Origin of the sequence: Murdochiella massiliensis (genome assembly GCF_900059565.1) — a bacterium.
Taxonomy (GTDB): domain Bacteria; phylum Bacillota; class Clostridia; order Tissierellales; family Peptoniphilaceae; genus Murdochiella; species Murdochiella massiliensis.
On sequence record NZ_FIZW01000002.1, the window covers coordinates 788,149 to 804,310 of the forward strand.

Consider the following 16,162-nt stretch of genomic DNA (forward strand, 5'->3'; position numbering starts at 1 on the left):
TTTTAGGGAACCATCTTACCCTCCCGCATATAGTCCAAAGCAAGCTTCATCATAGCCACAAAAAGCGGCCGATTTTTACGGAAGATTTCCCGGGCACCTAATATTTCTGATCCCAACATAATGGTGTTCATGAAATGGAGCAGGAGGTCGGAATAGAAATATTCCATACCTTTTTGCGATTCCGTTCCAAAACTTTCTTCAAACATAGCACGGTTATCCTTCTTCAATTCCTGAAAAAGATCCCTCAGAGTCTGGTTTCTCTGGGAGGCCTGAAGATAGATAACATAAAGGCTCATGAGGTCGCTTTCATCCAAAACCTTATCCACCATCATATTGACTACACTTTCGTCGTCCCATGCAGAGGCTTGACCGACCGTCTGCTTTATGATGTTAATGCGGTAGGCGATACCTTCAATCATGAGGTCGTGAAGGATATCGGTGGTAGAGGCATAGTAGTGGTAGAAACCGCCCTTGGAAAGGGAGGTTTCTGCGATGATATCTTCCATGGTGGTTTTTTCAAAGCCTTTTTCTAAGAAGACAGACTTAGCCGCTTCCATAATTTCCTTTTTACGCTCACTTTTGGATTTAATCACTCGCATCATTTCCTCCATCGACGGTTCCGTCTATTTCGTTAGCTAATGCTAACTCTTAGTTTTTATCCTGTCAACAGGATGGAGACTCTAATGCGAAAATATCTTTTCGCAATTAAAGCCACCCCGCAAGGAGTGGCTTTAGAGATGAAAGAGATCGGCATGAGAACCTGTTCTAAAGAGCATGAGTTCTAGTGCCTCCTCTTCCACGCGATAAATAAGCAACCAGTCCGGCTTGATATGGCATTCTCGAAATGCAGCATACTTGCCGGTTAAGGCGTGATCCTTGTTGCTCTCAGGAAGCGGTTTTTCTTGCGCCAGCAAATCCACTACATCCTTGAGCATGCGAAGATCCAGTCCTCTTCTTTTGGCAAGCTTCAAATCTTTCTTGAAGCGGTTGGATAGGACGACTTTAAGCATTGAGCACCTCGTTTAGTGCATCCGAAAAAGAATCGTAGCGCTTGTAGTTTTGAGGATTTGCTTTCATATCGTAGTACTCATCAAGTGCCGCAACGGTTTCATCGTTCGGCACATCACGCTTAATGGCGAACGGAATCGCCTGCTCCCTGACAGATTGTCTTAGAAAAATGGTGACTGCCGTTGTGAGATCCATTCCGAGATCTTTAAATAAAGCTTGAGACTCTTTCTTAAGAACCGGATCAAGGTTAATATTTGTACTTACTTTCGCCATGAATCAATCACCTGCCTTTCATGAATATCATAATCGTAAAAAGGCAAAAAATCAATAGATATATGCGTAATAGGCATATAACACGCCGTTTTATATGTCTTTTGAGGAACGGGTCAAATCTCAGACGCCTTTCCACCAAGGAACGGTCGAACCACTTCGCAGGCGGAAACTCTCATGACGGAGCCATTTCCCCAGCTATTATGAGGCTCAGGATTCTTTATCACTAACCACTGTGAAAAGGAACTTCCATAAGCCCCTAAGGAACTTCTTGGACTTGATGGGCTGAAATTCAAATTTCGATCCCACAATGTCTCCTATGATTGCCCCAATCATCTTCTTTTCTTCTTTCTGCACTTTTTAATCACGAATTCTCTTTCTTTGGAAAATTCAACCGCCTCAAACCTGAAAGCCTTGTATGTCGGAATCTGTCCATAACTAAAGGATCATCTAGTTCAATCTATTTAGAAATAATTCCATAACGGACATATTTTGAAATTAGTTTTTATTTTTTCCATTCAAATGTTTATTCTGATTTTGTACAAGTATTTCGTAACAATTCTAGGTGTTTTTCAAATCAAAAATGGCTTTTACGATTTCATTTAAAACCCTAAAAGCCCTATCATCTGAAAAACTACTTTAACTCATCGTATGATTTCCCAAAATCCAGATATGTTATTGCCTACTCTCTCAATGTATTCCCTATCGACTAAAGCAGCAATCGCACGAGACACTGTTCTTCTAGAAACGCCAATCTCGGCAGCCAATCCATTGTAGGTTGCTTTCGGTCTTCTGACCGGTTCCAATAAAACGGCCTGTTGCGTATCTGTCAAGAATGGATCAAGCTCCTTCATGTTGGCACTAGTGCCCCTAGTAGTGCCAACTCCAGAAGCCTCAAATCTCTCCGGACGAGGAGACAACAATATGCAATACTTCTCTAATACGTTCATCTGATTTCGCTTTGTTTGCAGCATACTTTGTTGAAGCGCAGAGTATCTGTCTGTAAAGTCAGGATCATCTAATCCGGCAATCTGCACCATTTGATCGCCTTTTTCTACTTTTATCACCTGATCATGAGGCAGAAACAAGGCTCCCAACTACTGAACTTAATCCGTAGTGAGGAGCCTTATCTTTTTTGGTTTATAATAGTTTCTCTACATCCTTTGCCTTCAGCACTTTTCCAGCAGAGACAATTTTATCATCAATCATAAGGGCAGGCATACTCATCACCCCATATCCCATGATTTTTTCCATGTCGGTGATGTACTCAATCTCAGCATGGATGCCCTTGTTTGCTACCGCCTCTTTTGCGGACTTCAAAAGTGCCTCGCAACTTTTACAGCCACCGCCTAAAACCTTAATATTCATCTTTCTTATCCTCCTTTAGCGAAAAATGTTTTAACTGTATACGTAAATTATTGTGTCCGATATTGTGAAAGCTCTGCAATTTTCGTGTGTGTTTCTCGAATTGTCTTGATAAAAGCTTCATCAAACCAGTAGGTGCGCAATGGCATTGAAGCCATATCCGACAAGAATGATACCCACTGTACAGATGGCTATAAACGTTCCAAGCAGCTTTGGTTTAATCGCCTTTTTCAGCATGATGAGAGAAGGAAGGCTGAGTGTGGTAACTGCCATCATAAAGCTGAGAATCGTACCAAGCAAGGCTCCTTTTGCCAAAAGCGCCTCGGCCACCGGTATTGTTCCAAAAATATCCGCGTACATTGGAACCCCTATGACCGTCGCAAGAATAACACCGAAGGGATTACTGCTCCCAAGAATAGTCTGAATCCAACTCTCCGGTATCCAATTGTGGATGAGAGCACCGATGCCAACCCCGATCAGGATGTAGGGGAACACCTTCTTAAACGTTGAAGTGACCTGATCCTTTGCATAAACCAAACGATCCCTTACCGTTAAATCCGGAGCGTCAATATTCACGCTGCTATTGCTGTTTCGGATGAAGTCTGCGATCTGATCCTCCATGTTAAACTTCTCGATCAGCGTCCCGCCTATCACTGCGATTACTAATCCCAAAATCACATAGGCGATAGCGATTTTCAGGCCGAAAATGCTCATCAGCAGAACAAGGCTGCCCAGATCTACCATCGGAGAGGAAATCAGAAACGAGAATGTCACTCCAAGCGGAAGTCCTGCGCTCGTAAAACCCATGAAGATTGGAATGGAAGAGCAAGAGCAGAAAGGTGTTACCGTGCCCAACAAAGCTCCGACAATGTTCGCACCAACCCCATGAAACCTGCCCATAATCTTTCGGCTACGCTCCGGTGGAAAAAAGCTCTGGATATAAGAGATCAGAAATATCAGAACACAGAGCAGCACGGTTATCTTGATTACGTCATAAAAAAAGAATTGCACGCTTCCGCCGATTCTCGTATTGACATCAAGCCCTACTGCTGTCAGCAGCCTCCCGATCAGTGCATTCAGCCACTTCATCCCAAGGACCTGATCCTGAATAAAAGTCCACATTACGCAAACCTCGCTTTCGTTTTATTTGCTATTCGCACAAGCAGGAGCATGACGGGCACCTCCGTTAAAACGCCTACTGTGGTTGCGAGAGCCGCAGGGCTTGTCGCGCCAAATAGCGCAATCGCCACAGCGACCGCAAGTTCAAAAAAATTTGATGCGCCGACCATCCCGGCAGGAGCCGCAATATCATGCGGTAATTTCAGCAGCTTGCTTGCTCCGTAAGCAATAAAGAATATCAAAAAAGTCTGAATAGTCAGCGGTACCGCTATTAAAACAATATGAAGCGGATTGGAAAGAATCACCTCTGCCTGTGAACTGAATATAATAACCAGCGTCAACAGCAGTCCTATCGTTGTCGCGTTGTCGAACTTGTGGATAAACGTACTTTCAAAATAATCAGCGCCTCTTTGCTTCACGACCAACAACCTAGTCAGGATGCCGCCTGCAAGCGGAATCACGACAAACAGAAATATGCTGACGAACAGCGTGCCGTAGGGAACAACTACATTAGAAACGCCTAAAAGAAATTTTACGATCGGAACAAAAGCCACAAGGATGATAAGGTCATTTGTCGCCACCTGTACGACCGTATAAGCAGGATTTCCTTTTGTAAGCTCACTCCACACAAACACCATCGCCGTGCATGGAGCAGCGCCTAAAAGCACGGCTCCGGCAAGATATTCCTTTGCCAGTCCCGGAGATATGAAGGCTTTGAATACGACAAACAAAAACAGATATGCGATGGCGTACATAGTGAAGGGCTTGATCAGCCAGTTCGTCACCCACGTGACCAGAAGCCCTTTCGGGTTTTTCCCAATCTGTTTTACGCTTTGAAAATCCACTTTCATCATCATAGGGTAGATCATGACCCAAATGAGAACAGCGATCGGAATCGAAATGCCGGAAATCTGAAATTTACCAATTGTGGCAGGAATTGCCGGGACAAAATGCCCAATCAGTACGCCTATAGCCATGCAGATTAGTACCCACACAGAAAGATACCGCTGAAATGTATTAATGCCTTTACTTTGATTGCTCATTACTTCGCCTCCATTAGTTCGATACATTCAAATGTATCAATGTTTGTGGTCTTTATATAGGCAATCCCAAAGGACTGCCCCTGAATAATCGCTATCGATTACTTCTTTTCCTTGCATCCGCAGGATACGCTGGCGTCTAGTTCGCAGTCACATCTTGCGTAGGAACCGATCATTTTCCGGAACTCTTTAACCCCGTCTGCGGAAATGGAGTAGTACATCCATCTTCCCTCTTTGTAGTAATCAACAAGACCGCTGTCTGCAAGAATTTTCATGTGATGCGAAAGAGTCGACTGCGTGATATTCAGTTCCTCCAGAAGATCACATCCGCACTTCTTCCCATGCTGGAGCGCAAGCATGATCAAAAGACGGTTCTCATTTGTCAGCGCCTTTATTCTTTTTACATCTTCTCTGCATCCCATGATTTTCACCTCCGAGAGATGTACATATTATATTCATCACATTTACAGTTGTCAATGCATGAATATAATATTGTTTCAAAAATCTCCCCACCTCTGATGGCAGTGTGGGAGCCTTTTTCCCGACATCTATCTCACAGCCACCCCCAAAACATCTAACTCGGCGACTGAATATAGCGACATCTATCAGGGCAATGCAACTCTCACACTTTTTGACCCGATTTGCCCTTGGATAAGTTGCCAAGAAGCGTTCATCCTGCCCGATGCTAAATTTGCCCGATTGCCCGAAAGCCGCAGTATCACCGTGCTTTCGCGGCTATTTTTCTTACACCCTTGACATCAAACACACACTCTCAACTTGTTCATCATTGTCCAAACTTATATTTAGATCCTCATCAATGATAGGTAGCTTAAAAGTAATGGATTTTAGCCATTGTCCATTAGGCTGCTTTTCTTCATAAATTTGAATTTCAGAAATGAGTGCTTCTATTAGCTGCCTGCGTTCAACATCGTTCATGACTTTATAAAGTTTGTCAAAATAAATCAAAACCTTATATATATTATCGCCAGTAAGTTTTTCAGCTTCTATTGTTTCTTTCTTTGCCTTAGCTTCTATTAACTGACCTTCTAATTCTTCAATTTTATCGTACATACGATAAAGTCTATCATCTAAATCCTGTTTTCTTCGTTTGTAGTGCTTATCATCAACATCTAAATTATCTATTTCCTCAATAAGCTTAAACTTTGTGGAATGACTTTTCCTTAGCTCTTTTTGATAATTATCTATCTCATTTTCAATCGCTGATGTATCAACTTTCATGTTGATTTTTTCCTGCATCATAGACGCAAATTTAGGATTGCTAACTAACTTGATTATTACCTCAGCAACAGCATCATCTAACAATTCTTCTCTAATTTGTTTGTTGTAGGTGCATTTATGACCTCTATTCATAAGTCTATGCTTGCAACCATAGTAATAGAAGTCTTTATACTTCGTCCCATCTTTTTTATATTTTATAGATTTGTTTCCAAACATTCCAGCTCCACATATCGGACACTTTACTATTCCTGATAATAAGTGTGTCCTCATGTTCTTGCCCTTATTTACATGTTCATACTTTTTAGCTTGTGCTTTCAGTTTTACTTGTGCAGCCTGCCACAATTCATCTGGGATTATTGCTTCATGAATGCCTTCTGCTACTAAATAATCGTCCTGCTCTACTTGTCTGTATTCATTCCTTGTACCATGAACTTTTTCTAAAGTTCTTCTTCCAAATGCTATTTTCCCGTTATACACAGGATTCTTTAATATTTTTCTTATAAGACCTGCGTCAAACAATGGATTTTTTCCATTTTGTCTTGGTATTTTCCTTATACCATGGTTTTCTAAATACTTAGAAAGACCATTAGCTCCAATACTTGTATTTACATACTGATCAAATATAGTTCTTATTGCAATTGCTTCTTCCTCATTTATTAACAACTTTCCATCAATCAGTTGATAACCATATGGAGCAAATCCACCGTTCCATTTACCCTCTCTTGCCTTTTGAATACGACCTTCCATTGTTTGGACACGGATGTTTTCTCTTTCTATTTCAGCCACTGCTGATAAAACAGAAATCATCAATTTACCTGCATCTTTAGATGAATCAATTCCATCTTCAACACAAATAAGATTTACACCAAAATCTTGCATTATTTGCAAAGTCGAAAGTACATCAGCAGCATTTCTTGCAAATCTCGATAATTTAAATACAAGAACGAAAGACACTCCATCCTTTCCGGATTTTATATCTTCCATCATACGAGTAAACTGAATTCTACCTTCTATAGATTTTCCAGACTTACCAGCATCTTCGTATTCACCAACAATCTCATAATCATTATAGAGAGCAAAAGCCTTCATTCTTGATTTTTGTGCCTCTAAAGAATAACCGTCTATCTGTATTGATGTAGATACTCTAGTATAGAGGTATACTTTTATTTTTTCTTTTGACATAGCATTAACCTCAATATCCTTTTTTATATCTTTATATTTTTACCAATTATGGTTTGGACTTATATATCAAGTATATTATAGCACTTTTATTGCTTTTTCTCAATTTGTGTTTTTGCCATGTCAAAACTATTTTTCATCTCTTGATTTTTTGCTGGCGTTGGATCGGGCAGATTATCTAAATCTAAAACACCAGCATATTTTGTAATCAGATTTGCAATTAAATCAGCCAATCCATTCCAGTCATTGTCCAATATATTCCTCCTCTCTTTTTAAAGTTTTATATCTAATAATTATTTGTTTAATTAAGTTTTACGACATTGATAGGTGCTTGGCAGCAACATAGGAATCTCACCTCCGCCTCTTATTCCAGACGAGCCGGCTTAAACTATTGAAGTATCATTATCACTACTTGCTTCATTGAACAGGTTGCCAATTCTGTTTTTTATGTATTCTTATTTATCGCTCGCTTTCTTGTTTCCTTGATTTACTCAGTATTCATTAAACCGAAATTGTTCTCAGCAGAAAGGTCATGGCGTAAGTCATAATCCTCCACAAGTAGATAAAGTCCTACCTTGGTCTATTCAGTTTTCAAGGAACAATAGCCTAACGGCTTTAAGAGAGATTCTCTTCAACTTTATGGTTTTCATCACTTCCTTAAATAAAATATAAGGACAGATCTCCCTTCAATTTATAAAGGAAAATCTGCCCCCATTTACAAGGCGTTTACTTTATAAATTCTTTCAAAAGCACCTTTAGCTTTTTAAGAATATTGTTTTTTCGCCATTGTATAGCTTGATAGCTCACCTTCTTACTTCTTGCTACACTCGATAATGTTTCATCATTAAAATACAAACGCTCTATGATGTCCCTTTCTTCATCATTCAGCCCTGACATAGCCTTTCTGACTGTTTCAATTAAGATCTGTGTTTCAATTATTTTTTCTACATCCACACTTTCATCAGCAAGGTTATCTACAAAATTCCCGTCATGATCCAATGATGAAAAAAAGAGCAAGTGGTTTTTCTTGTCCACCTGCTCTAAATACTTTTCGTGTTCTTTTTCTCGCCAGTAGACTTTATATATCTGCTCGCTGACTTTAACCCTTTGTCCGTTGACATAAAGGTAATATTCTTTTGGCATTTAATTTCCTCCATTTCTTTTTTTGTCTGCGTTTTTAGACAAAAAAAGGAGGACTTCTGCACATAGGCATAAAAAGTCCTCTAAAATGAAAAAAATCTATTACAAAATTTATTTTATGGAATATTATAAAAAATACTATTCACAACTTCTCGTTTTTCTTGCATTTTTATCATATGTCCCTCTTGTAATTTACTAATATATGCATTTTCATAAATACGTGAAATCAATCACTTTATCACAAACTGACTCTAAAAACTCAACATCATGGGATATTATTAAAATCAACTTATCTTCTTCCTTTACTTTCTTTATGTTTTTAGCTACTATTTTCATATTTCTATAGTCCAATCCACTGGTTGGTTCATCGAAAAATAGAATTTTCTTGTCGGATAGTAAAGCGGATAAGATAATTACTCTCTGTTTTTGTCCTCCTGACAAGGTGTGAGGATTCCTATCACTGATATTTTTCAACTCCATATCTTTTAACCAAGTATCTAAAGAATTATCATCTTTAATATTTGACGTTAATACTATTTCATCTTTAACAGTGTCCGTGAATAACTGACAGTTCACTTCCTGCATAATAAGCAGGCTCTCATTTAGCCTACTTTTTATATTTAAATTCTCATCATCTTTTAAAATTTTACCTTTATTTTCTTTGTATAAGCCACATATAATTTTTGCTAATGTAGACTTCCCAATTCCATTTTCTCCAACAATCCCAATAATATTCCCATAGCAAAATTTAAGATCCTCAATGGACAAAATTATTTTGGTATTTCTTTTGAATATCAGATTTTTTAACTCTAATAAAGTCCCTTTATTTGAAATTTCAAAATCATCAAATCCTTTAATAGCTTTATAATCAGAATGCCTAAGTCCTGTTCTCATTCGTTCATCTTCACTTAGATTTTCAATTTCGTCCATACTATATTCTCTGATGATTTTTCCATCCTCTAAGTATATTGCTCTATCAACAATGTCTTTTAAATACCACAACCTATGTTCTGCAATAATAATAGTTTTTCCTAAAGATTTAAGCTTTTTTATTGTAAGCGATAGTTCTTTCATTGACTTTATGTCTAAGCTTGAAGATGGTTCATCAAGAATAAATGTCTCAGGGTTTAATGCGTAAATGCTTGCTATAGCAATCTTTTGCTTTTCTCCTCCAGAAAGATTGAATATATTTTTATTCATCAAGTTTTTAAGATGAAGCTCTTTTTCGACCTCTTTAACCCTTTTGTTAATTACTTCTCTTTCTATTCCGTAATTTTCTAAACCAAAAGCAATCTCATCTGTAGTGTTTGTTGTATAAAATTGTGTTTTAGGATTTTGAAAAACTGAACCTACATCCTTAGATAATTTATAAATTGGTGTGGTAAATGTATTCATACCATTGACCATAACACTGCCAGAAATGTCCCCATCATAAAACTCAGGTATTATACCGTTCATAAGCTTTAATAGAGTCGACTTTCCGCAACCGCTCCTACCACATAGAAGAATGCATTCCCCTTTTTTGATTTTCAAGTTTATATCTTTTAATGAGTAATCAGATCCTCCCTTATACTTAAAACTTAATTCTCTAATTTCAATCATAAGTCCCACCCTGATACTTTCATAAATATTACTATTGATAAAATTAAAATCATAAGAATTAAAACGCCAATGTCATTTTTTCTAATCTTAATTAGGTGTCTACTTGTTTTTTGAACAGGAGCATCAAGCCCCCTTATAATGGCTGATTGGGATAGCTCATCCCCAATTTCTATTACACTTACGAATAAGGGTACAAAAAAGTATTCCATTGTCGCAGCAGTTCTATGAAATAAATTATAAATACTAATGCTAATCCCTCTTGTTTTCATCGCCATATTTATATGACTCCATTCGTCTTTAATAGTAGGCAAACATCTAAATATTACAGAAATCATTATGAGCGAGTCTTTTGAAAGTTTTAATTTTTGTAAAGTTGCCACTGCACTGGAAACAGATGTTGAATTTAAAATCCATTTACCCACGATAATACATGGCAGAAATTTTCTTCCAATTGCTAAGATAAATAAAATTAAATTCAAAAGAAAATTCATACTAAAATAGGCTAAAGATTTTTCCAATACTACACTTATTACAAAAAATAAAATATACCTTATAGCGGATTTTTTATAACCATCGCTAATAATAATGACAAGGAAAAATAATGTAATAAGGCTTTGATAGATCCAATCAAACCCTAAAAAAATTAAAATATTCGCACCTATAAGCAAGATAAGTTTTGTTCTGAGGTCATATTTTGACCCCAGAACAAACTTTGAATTTTCCATTATAAAACTCCTGCGGATTCCAACTTTTTATTTAGTATTTTCTTTGTAAAATATGAACCAATCAAAGAGAATATAAATGTTCCTATAATCATAACTGGTAACATCCATATTGGTGTCCATGCTCTTACTGTGTTACAAAAGCTTTGATCTAAGCCACCTTTTATTACACTTTCAAAAAATGCTTCTCTCATAACCCAAATTGGTAAAAATCCTCCAAATAAGTTTAGAGAAAAAAACATATGACTAATTGTATTTTTCTTAAAGTCTGTATAATTCCCACCTTTTGCTATGAACATAGCAATTATTCCGGCAGGCACTGCCACTAATGGTGCAATTGGAATATGTCCAGTTGCAACTAATAAAATACTTGGTAAGATAGCTGCGATTACAATAGCAGTGGCTGACTTTGTTTTTGCAAGAAGCATATGATAGGTTGGTGCAGCAAGTAGTGCTACAAGCATAGGCATTAGTAAAAACAAAACAGGGACAGGCATAGATATTGCCCCAATAACTGCATATGTTACAAAGTAAAGTGCAATTAAAACACCAGCTGTAACTGCATTTTTTGATGATTTCTTTTGTGTTTTCATAAGTTCCCTCCTTTAAAATTGATTGTTACTGTACAATCTTCCATTCTTTAGACTTTTCTTGATAATTCCATAAGTCTTTATATAGTCCTTCATTTTTAATAAGTTCTTCATGCTTCCCAACTTCCTCTACCTTTCCTTTGTTTAAAACAACAATTTTATCAGCTCCCATTACGCTCCTTAATTTATGAGCTACAACCACAACTGTTTTATTTTTAATTAAATTTGATATTGCTTCTTGTATAATAAGTTCATTTTCAGGATCAAGTGAAGATGTTGCTTCATCAAGTAGTATTATTGGTGCATTTTTTAGTATTGCTCTCGCTATTGATATTCTTTGTTTCTCACCTCCAGACAGAGTCGCTCCTCCTTGTCCAATCATAGTTTCAAATCCATCATCTTTTTTGACTATAAAGTCATAAGCTCCTGCCATTTTTGCAGCATTCATGATTTCATCTTTACTTGCATCTTCATTTCCAAATTTTATATTGTTATAAATTGTGTCTTTAAAAAGATACACATCTTGAAAAACAACAGAAAATTTATCCATTAATTTATCAGGGTCAGCTGTTAGCAAATCTACTCCACCAATTTTAATTGTCCCTTCATTAGGATCATAAAATCTGGAAATTAATTTAATTAGTGTAGATTTTCCAGATCCAGAGTAACCAACAAAAGCAGTTAATTCATTTTCATTAATGTCTAATGAAACATTATCGATAACCTTAGATTCCTTGTAAGAAAATGAAACATCGTGGATTTCAATTTTGTTGCTTTCGTTTACATCGCAATTACCTGACATAGGTTTAGCGTTAAGTAAGTTAATGATTCTTTCTCCTGAAACTGATGCCATTTGTAGACCTGCATAATTTACAAGTGCAAGCTCCAAGGGATCAAAAATCCTTGTGCCTACAAATAAGAACATTAAAAATGTATCAATTTCCAAAGATCCATTTATAAATAAATAGGAACCAACTAAACTCATCAAAGGAAGTCCTATTCTTAAAATCATACTTGCTATAGTAGTTAATGAACCAACCCCTTTCTCACTCTTAATATTTGCATTTCTTGAGTTATCTATATCTTCTTCAAGCTTTGTTAATGTATCATCTAAGCTGTTATAAGCTTTTAGAGTCTTAATAGCATCCAAATATTCGTTTATATCTTCTTCCTCTTTTATCCTCATTTTCTTTGTTTTCAAATAAATTTTTTTCTGAAAGTTTTGCATGAGTGTAAGAAGTAGAACAGAAATCGGCAATCCAATAAGTGTTGCTATTCCCATTTTTACATTAATTATCAAAAATAATATTGAGCAAAGAACCGCTACACATATGCCACTGAAAAATTGAGGTAATTGATGCGTTACTGCCGTTTCAACTTTGAAAAAATCATTCATTAATGTATCTAAGATCTCTGCTGAACTTTTTCCTGAAATATAACCTATCGGCAGTTTTCTTATGTGGTCTGCAAGCTCTATTCTTCCATCTGCACTTGTCTTGTATCCAAGTTCATAGGTATATTTTGTGGCTAAATTTTCCAATAAGAATGTTATTAAGAAAAATACTGCCATTATCCCAAAATACTTCCATAAAAGGCTCGTATCTATACTATCTGCACCTCTATTTAAAAATAGTGTTTCTACAATTTTCGCCAAAGCAATAAATGGTATAAGGTTGGAAATAGATGCCAAAACATTTAAAATAATTGATTTTCTTATATTATTCATCTTTCCTAATGTAATATTTCTTATCATTCATTCTCACTCCCTTCTATATCCATTTGCCAAATATTTGTCTTCTTATAAATATCAAAGAGTCGCTTATATATTCCATCTGCAAGGATTAAATCTTCATGCTTACCTCTTTCTGCAATTTTTCCATCAGATATTACTAAAATTTGATTTGCATTCTCTATGGTATTTAACCTATGAGCAATCATGACAACTGTCTTATCTTTAACCAATTCAGACAAAGCTTCCTGCATAAGATATTCATTTTCAGAATCAGCAAAACTTGTTGCCTCGTCTAATACTAATATTGGTGCGTCCTTTAAAATCGCTCTTGCTACAGCAATACGTTGTTTCTCTCCTCCAGATAAATAAGTCCCTTTACCCAAAACAGTGTCATACCCATCAGGAAGTTTTACAATAAAATCATGACATCTTGCTTTTTTACATGCTTTTATGACATCCTCTTTTGTAGAACCTGTCTTTGCCATAGCAACATTATTGAAGACTGTATCTGTGATAAGATCACTGTCTTGAAAAACGAATGCTATCCTCTCCATTAAGGCGTTCATCGGAATATTTTTTATATTAACTCCACCAATTTTAATAGAGCCTTCTGAAGGATCGTAAAATCTGGGTATTAGCGTTCCAATGGTAGATTTGCCTGCTCCCGAATAGCCAACTAATGCTGTAACTTCTCCTTGTTTAGCACAGAAGCTTATATTCTTTAAAACCTCTTCATCTCCATAAGAAAAGCTTACATTCTCGAATTCAAGATCATGACCTTTTATCTCTTCCTCTATATTTTCAATTGCCAATTCTTTTTGATCTATAATTTCGTAGATTCTCAAAACAACTTCATTTAGCAAATTCATTCCTTCTGCAAAATCTCTAAGTTTTAATGCAGGTACGCTAATGGCGGGTGCAAGAATCAAATAGAAAATAAAGACTGTAACAAAGTCCAAATTATTATTTCGTGACATTAAAAGTATTCCTACTGGAACTATGAATGTAGCAACAGATAAAATAAACATTCTAAATGAAACAAATCCCGGTCTTATCATTGATGTCATCGAACTTGTAAAGTCTCTATATTCTCCTACTGACTTTGAAAAAGTTTTAAATGATTTTGCTCCTGTTCCAAATATTTTCACTTCCGGCATACCTTTAACGTATTCAGTAGTTGCTGAATTAATTTGATCCAAAATCGCAAAGTTCTTCTCAAGTCCACCCGACTTTATTATCTTTGCCATGATTGCAATCTGAATTCCTAAACCAACAAATATAATTAACAAAGTCGTAAGACCTAATATTAAATTTATCTTCAACATAACAATTATCATTGCTAAAATTAGTGCTAAAGTTGAAATTAAATTTGGTAATTGATGAGAAAAATATCCCTCAATTTGATTCATGTCCGATCCTAATACTTGCCTTATTTTTGACTTGTTGTCTCCGGTAAAAAAACCTAAAGGAAGATTCCCAATATGAAATAATATCTTCTTTTTTAAGTTAGCTATTAAAACATATGAAAACTTATGGCATAAAATACCGCCAATGTAAGTTAAGCAATATGACAATACCACTGCTGCAAGTCCATAGGTGCAGAACTGTATTGTACTTTGTTCTAATTTTCCATATAAAAATAGAGATTTTATGACTTTGTATATCACCAAAATTGGACAAATACTTAATAGCATACCAAGACTAACAAATAATATCCCTCCTACAAGTTGTCCTTTTTTTATTTCACTGTAGGAAATAATATCTTTGATTGATTTCTTCTTTTTCATCTAAAACATACCTCCTTACCGAACGAGTTCGTTCATTTGCCTTAAAACTAATACAAGGAAAACACTGTTGATGTTTCCCTCGTAAAATACTTATATTTTATTTTTCTCTAATGAGGTCTTTGAAATAGTTCGCTTATTATTCCAAAGGCTTCACTTGAATTTGTTTTGTTTTCTCCCTTAATAATATAGTCGTTATATATTGTGCCAACAGCTCCGTATAAAATAAAAGCTGCGAAACTTCTCACATTTTCTCTGTTTATTCCCATATTATTTTCTATTTTTTTATTTTCAATTCCTTCAATTATAAACTCTGAATAGACATCTATAAATTTTCCAATGTAATGAATCAATTCCCATAACCTGTAAGAGTTATCTGTAATTGAATTCTCTTTTGAAAAGTTATATCTTGTCGTAAACTGACCGATATCTTTTACTATAAGTTCTCTTAAAATCTTTATTCTTTCTTCGTAATTTATTTCCTTGCTTTGAAGGATATCTAACTTATTTTTTAATTTTTCATCAAAGTATGTTTCCATACACGCCAAGAAAATATCTTCTTTTGATTTGAAATAATAATAAAACATTCCCGGCGCTCCATTAACTTCTGCAAGAATATCTCGCACAGAAACTTTCTCGTACCCATACTTTTCAAAAAGTCTGGATGCTATATTTATAAGCTCCTGTTTTCTTTCTTCTGGATCTTTTACATTTCTCTTTGTCAAAACCTCACCGCCTATCGACCGACACTCGTTCTGTATAGTTATATGTTAGTCTCATCTAACCGTTTTGTCAAGAGTATAGTAGAAAATCATACTTAAGTATGATATAATTACTAATAATTTTAATATATGCTTAATGCTTGAATTCTTTTGTAGCAAGCACAGTAAGTGTACGGACACTTACGGAAAATTGACGAAGCAGCCCTTGGGGATCTGCTTCTTTTTTTATCAATTTTTAGCTTGTTAGGGAGAACCCTAAGACCCCGAAATACATTCAAAGGAGGAACTAACTATGGCAAATAGAATAAGAAACGAAAGACTTGAAATTAAACTAACTGAAGAAGAAAAGGCTCTTTTTGAAGAGAAAAAAAGACTTGCGAAGTGTAGAAACATGAGCCATTTCATCCGCAAATGCGTTTTGGAAAAGGAAATTTATCAAGTGGATTTAGAGCCTTTCAGAGATTTACAAGGCTTACTTTCTAATGCAACAAACAACATCAATCAGATTGCAAAGCGAGTAAATTCGACAGGTGTAATCTACAAAGAGGACATCGGTGATATAAAAAAAGAGATTGAACATTTCTCAAAAGAGCTGTGGCAAATTCATTCACTACTTCTGAAAAGAACATCTGAAACGGAAGGTGAATAAT

Annotated in this window: 18 protein-coding genes; 1 reads left to right on the plus strand and 17 read right to left on the minus strand. The window is 35.9% G+C overall.

The window, feature by feature from the left end:
• Positions 1-2: 2 nt before the first annotated feature.
• The 17 genes from BN3910_RS05315 to BN3910_RS05390 all read right to left on the minus strand — a co-directional run bounded on the left by BN3910_RS05315 (position 3) and on the right by BN3910_RS05390 (position 15,515).
• Positions 3-593, minus strand: coding sequence for a TetR/AcrR family transcriptional regulator (locus tag BN3910_RS05315; RefSeq protein WP_187367692.1), 591 nt, complete (start codon positions 591-593; stop codon positions 3-5).
• A 138-nt stretch (positions 594-731) separates the two neighbouring features.
• A complete protein-coding gene (locus BN3910_RS05320; RefSeq protein WP_066925041.1) occupies positions 732-1,010 on the minus strand; it encodes a type II toxin-antitoxin system RelE/ParE family toxin in 279 nt (92 codons plus the stop codon).
• Positions 1,003-1,281 carry a type II toxin-antitoxin system RelB/DinJ family antitoxin gene (locus tag BN3910_RS05325; RefSeq protein WP_066925043.1) on the minus strand — a complete coding sequence of 93 codons (279 nt, stop codon included), beginning with the start codon at positions 1,279-1,281 and terminating at the stop codon, positions 1,003-1,005. The genes BN3910_RS05320 and BN3910_RS05325 overlap by 8 nt, the downstream gene beginning before the upstream one ends.
• 641 nt (positions 1,282-1,922) lie before the next feature.
• The gene (locus BN3910_RS07795) at positions 1,923-2,318 is read right to left on the minus strand and encodes a winged helix-turn-helix transcriptional regulator (RefSeq protein WP_066925045.1); all 396 of its coding nucleotides are present in this window, start codon (positions 2,316-2,318) and stop codon (positions 1,923-1,925) included.
• A 100-nt stretch (positions 2,319-2,418) separates the two neighbouring features.
• Complete coding sequence (locus BN3910_RS05335) at positions 2,419-2,646, minus strand: thioredoxin family protein (protein ID WP_066925047.1); 228 nt, start codon at positions 2,644-2,646, stop codon at positions 2,419-2,421.
• Between the two features lie 120 nt (positions 2,647-2,766).
• Positions 2,767-3,732, minus strand: coding sequence for a permease (locus BN3910_RS05340; protein ID WP_454184745.1), 966 nt, complete (start codon positions 3,730-3,732; stop codon positions 2,767-2,769).
• Positions 3,733-3,764: 32 nt separating this feature from the next.
• Positions 3,765-4,805: an ACR3 family arsenite efflux transporter gene (arsB, locus tag BN3910_RS05345; RefSeq protein ID WP_066925050.1), complete on the minus strand. Its 1,041-nt coding sequence runs from the start codon at positions 4,803-4,805 to the stop codon at positions 3,765-3,767.
• A gap of 98 nt (positions 4,806-4,903) precedes the next feature.
• A complete protein-coding gene (locus BN3910_RS05350) occupies positions 4,904-5,224 on the minus strand; it encodes an ArsR/SmtB family transcription factor (RefSeq protein ID WP_066925052.1) in 321 nt (106 codons plus the stop codon).
• Positions 5,225-5,546: 322 nt separating this feature from the next.
• Complete coding sequence (locus BN3910_RS05355) at positions 5,547-7,223, minus strand: recombinase family protein (protein ID WP_066925054.1); 1,677 nt, start codon at positions 7,221-7,223, stop codon at positions 5,547-5,549.
• An 86-nt stretch (positions 7,224-7,309) separates the two neighbouring features.
• Positions 7,310-7,474: a hypothetical protein gene (locus BN3910_RS07800; protein ID WP_003062685.1), complete on the minus strand. Its 165-nt coding sequence runs from the start codon at positions 7,472-7,474 to the stop codon at positions 7,310-7,312.
• Positions 7,475-7,946: 472 nt separating this feature from the next.
• Positions 7,947-8,363: a sigma factor-like helix-turn-helix DNA-binding protein gene (locus tag BN3910_RS05360; RefSeq protein WP_066925057.1), complete on the minus strand. Its 417-nt coding sequence runs from the start codon at positions 8,361-8,363 to the stop codon at positions 7,947-7,949.
• A gap of 207 nt (positions 8,364-8,570) precedes the next feature.
• Positions 8,571-9,962: an ABC transporter ATP-binding protein gene (locus BN3910_RS05365; RefSeq protein ID WP_066925059.1), complete on the minus strand. Its 1,392-nt coding sequence runs from the start codon at positions 9,960-9,962 to the stop codon at positions 8,571-8,573.
• A complete protein-coding gene (locus BN3910_RS05370) occupies positions 9,959-10,687 on the minus strand; it encodes an energy-coupling factor transporter transmembrane component T (RefSeq protein ID WP_066925060.1) in 729 nt (242 codons plus the stop codon). The genes BN3910_RS05365 and BN3910_RS05370 overlap by 4 nt, the downstream gene beginning before the upstream one ends.
• Positions 10,687-11,277 (minus strand): MptD family putative ECF transporter S component, encoded by a 591-nt coding sequence (locus BN3910_RS05375; protein WP_002836898.1) that lies wholly within the window; start codon positions 11,275-11,277, stop codon positions 10,687-10,689. Before BN3910_RS05375 ends, BN3910_RS05370 begins: the two co-directional genes overlap by 1 nt.
• A 25-nt stretch (positions 11,278-11,302) precedes the next feature.
• A complete protein-coding gene (locus BN3910_RS05380; RefSeq protein ID WP_066925062.1) occupies positions 11,303-13,027 on the minus strand; it encodes an ABC transporter ATP-binding protein in 1,725 nt (574 codons plus the stop codon).
• Positions 13,024-14,793, minus strand: coding sequence for an ABC transporter ATP-binding protein (locus tag BN3910_RS05385; protein ID WP_066925064.1), 1,770 nt, complete (start codon positions 14,791-14,793; stop codon positions 13,024-13,026). The genes BN3910_RS05380 and BN3910_RS05385 overlap by 4 nt, the downstream gene beginning before the upstream one ends.
• Positions 14,794-14,900: 107 nt before the next feature.
• Positions 14,901-15,515 carry a TetR/AcrR family transcriptional regulator gene (locus tag BN3910_RS05390; RefSeq protein ID WP_066925065.1) on the minus strand — a complete coding sequence of 205 codons (615 nt, stop codon included), beginning with the start codon at positions 15,513-15,515 and terminating at the stop codon, positions 14,901-14,903.
• Between the two features lie 289 nt (positions 15,516-15,804).
• Here BN3910_RS05390 and BN3910_RS05395 point away from each other — a divergent pair, with 289 nt between their 5' ends.
• Positions 15,805-16,161 (plus strand): plasmid mobilization protein, encoded by a 357-nt coding sequence (locus tag BN3910_RS05395; protein ID WP_000013381.1) that lies wholly within the window; start codon positions 15,805-15,807, stop codon positions 16,159-16,161.
• The last annotated feature ends 1 nt before the right edge of the window (position 16,162 follow it).

What these genes read in the sequence shown, in the direction of transcription:
- BN3910_RS05370 (WP_066925060.1), bottom strand. Translation starts at nt 10,687, where the DNA reads ATGGAAAATTCAAAGTTTGTTCTGGGGTCAAAATATGACCTCAGAACA.
- BN3910_RS05320 (WP_066925041.1), bottom strand. Translation starts at nt 1,010, where the DNA reads ATGCTTAAAGTCGTCCTATCCAACCGCTTCAAGAAAGATTTGAAGCTT.
- BN3910_RS05365 (WP_066925059.1), bottom strand. Translation starts at nt 9,962, where the DNA reads ATGATTGAAATTAGAGAATTAAGTTTTAAGTATAAGGGAGGATCTGAT.
- BN3910_RS05340 (WP_454184745.1), bottom strand. Translation starts at nt 3,732, where the DNA reads ATGAAGTGGCTGAATGCACTGATCGGGAGGCTGCTGACAGCAGTAGGG.
- BN3910_RS05335 (WP_066925047.1), bottom strand. Translation starts at nt 2,646, where the DNA reads ATGAATATTAAGGTTTTAGGCGGTGGCTGTAAAAGTTGCGAGGCACTT.
- BN3910_RS05360 (WP_066925057.1), bottom strand. Translation starts at nt 8,363, where the DNA reads ATGCCAAAAGAATATTACCTTTATGTCAACGGACAAAGGGTTAAAGTC.
- BN3910_RS05355 (WP_066925054.1), bottom strand. Translation starts at nt 7,223, where the DNA reads ATGTCAAAAGAAAAAATAAAAGTATACCTCTATACTAGAGTATCTACA.
- BN3910_RS05375 (WP_002836898.1), bottom strand. Translation starts at nt 11,277, where the DNA reads ATGAAAACACAAAAGAAATCATCAAAAAATGCAGTTACAGCTGGTGTT.
- BN3910_RS07795 (WP_066925045.1), bottom strand. Translation starts at nt 2,318, where the DNA reads ATGGTGCAGATTGCCGGATTAGATGATCCTGACTTTACAGACAGATAC.
- arsB (WP_066925050.1), bottom strand. Translation starts at nt 4,805, where the DNA reads ATGAGCAATCAAAGTAAAGGCATTAATACATTTCAGCGGTATCTTTCT.
- BN3910_RS05325 (WP_066925043.1), bottom strand. Translation starts at nt 1,281, where the DNA reads ATGGCGAAAGTAAGTACAAATATTAACCTTGATCCGGTTCTTAAGAAA.
- BN3910_RS05350 (WP_066925052.1), bottom strand. Translation starts at nt 5,224, where the DNA reads ATGGGATGCAGAGAAGATGTAAAAAGAATAAAGGCGCTGACAAATGAG.
- BN3910_RS05385 (WP_066925064.1), bottom strand. Translation starts at nt 14,793, where the DNA reads ATGAAAAAGAAGAAATCAATCAAAGATATTATTTCCTACAGTGAAATA.
- BN3910_RS05395 (WP_000013381.1), top strand. Translation starts at nt 15,805, where the DNA reads ATGGCAAATAGAATAAGAAACGAAAGACTTGAAATTAAACTAACTGAA.
- BN3910_RS05380 (WP_066925062.1), bottom strand. Translation starts at nt 13,027, where the DNA reads ATGATAAGAAATATTACATTAGGAAAGATGAATAATATAAGAAAATCA.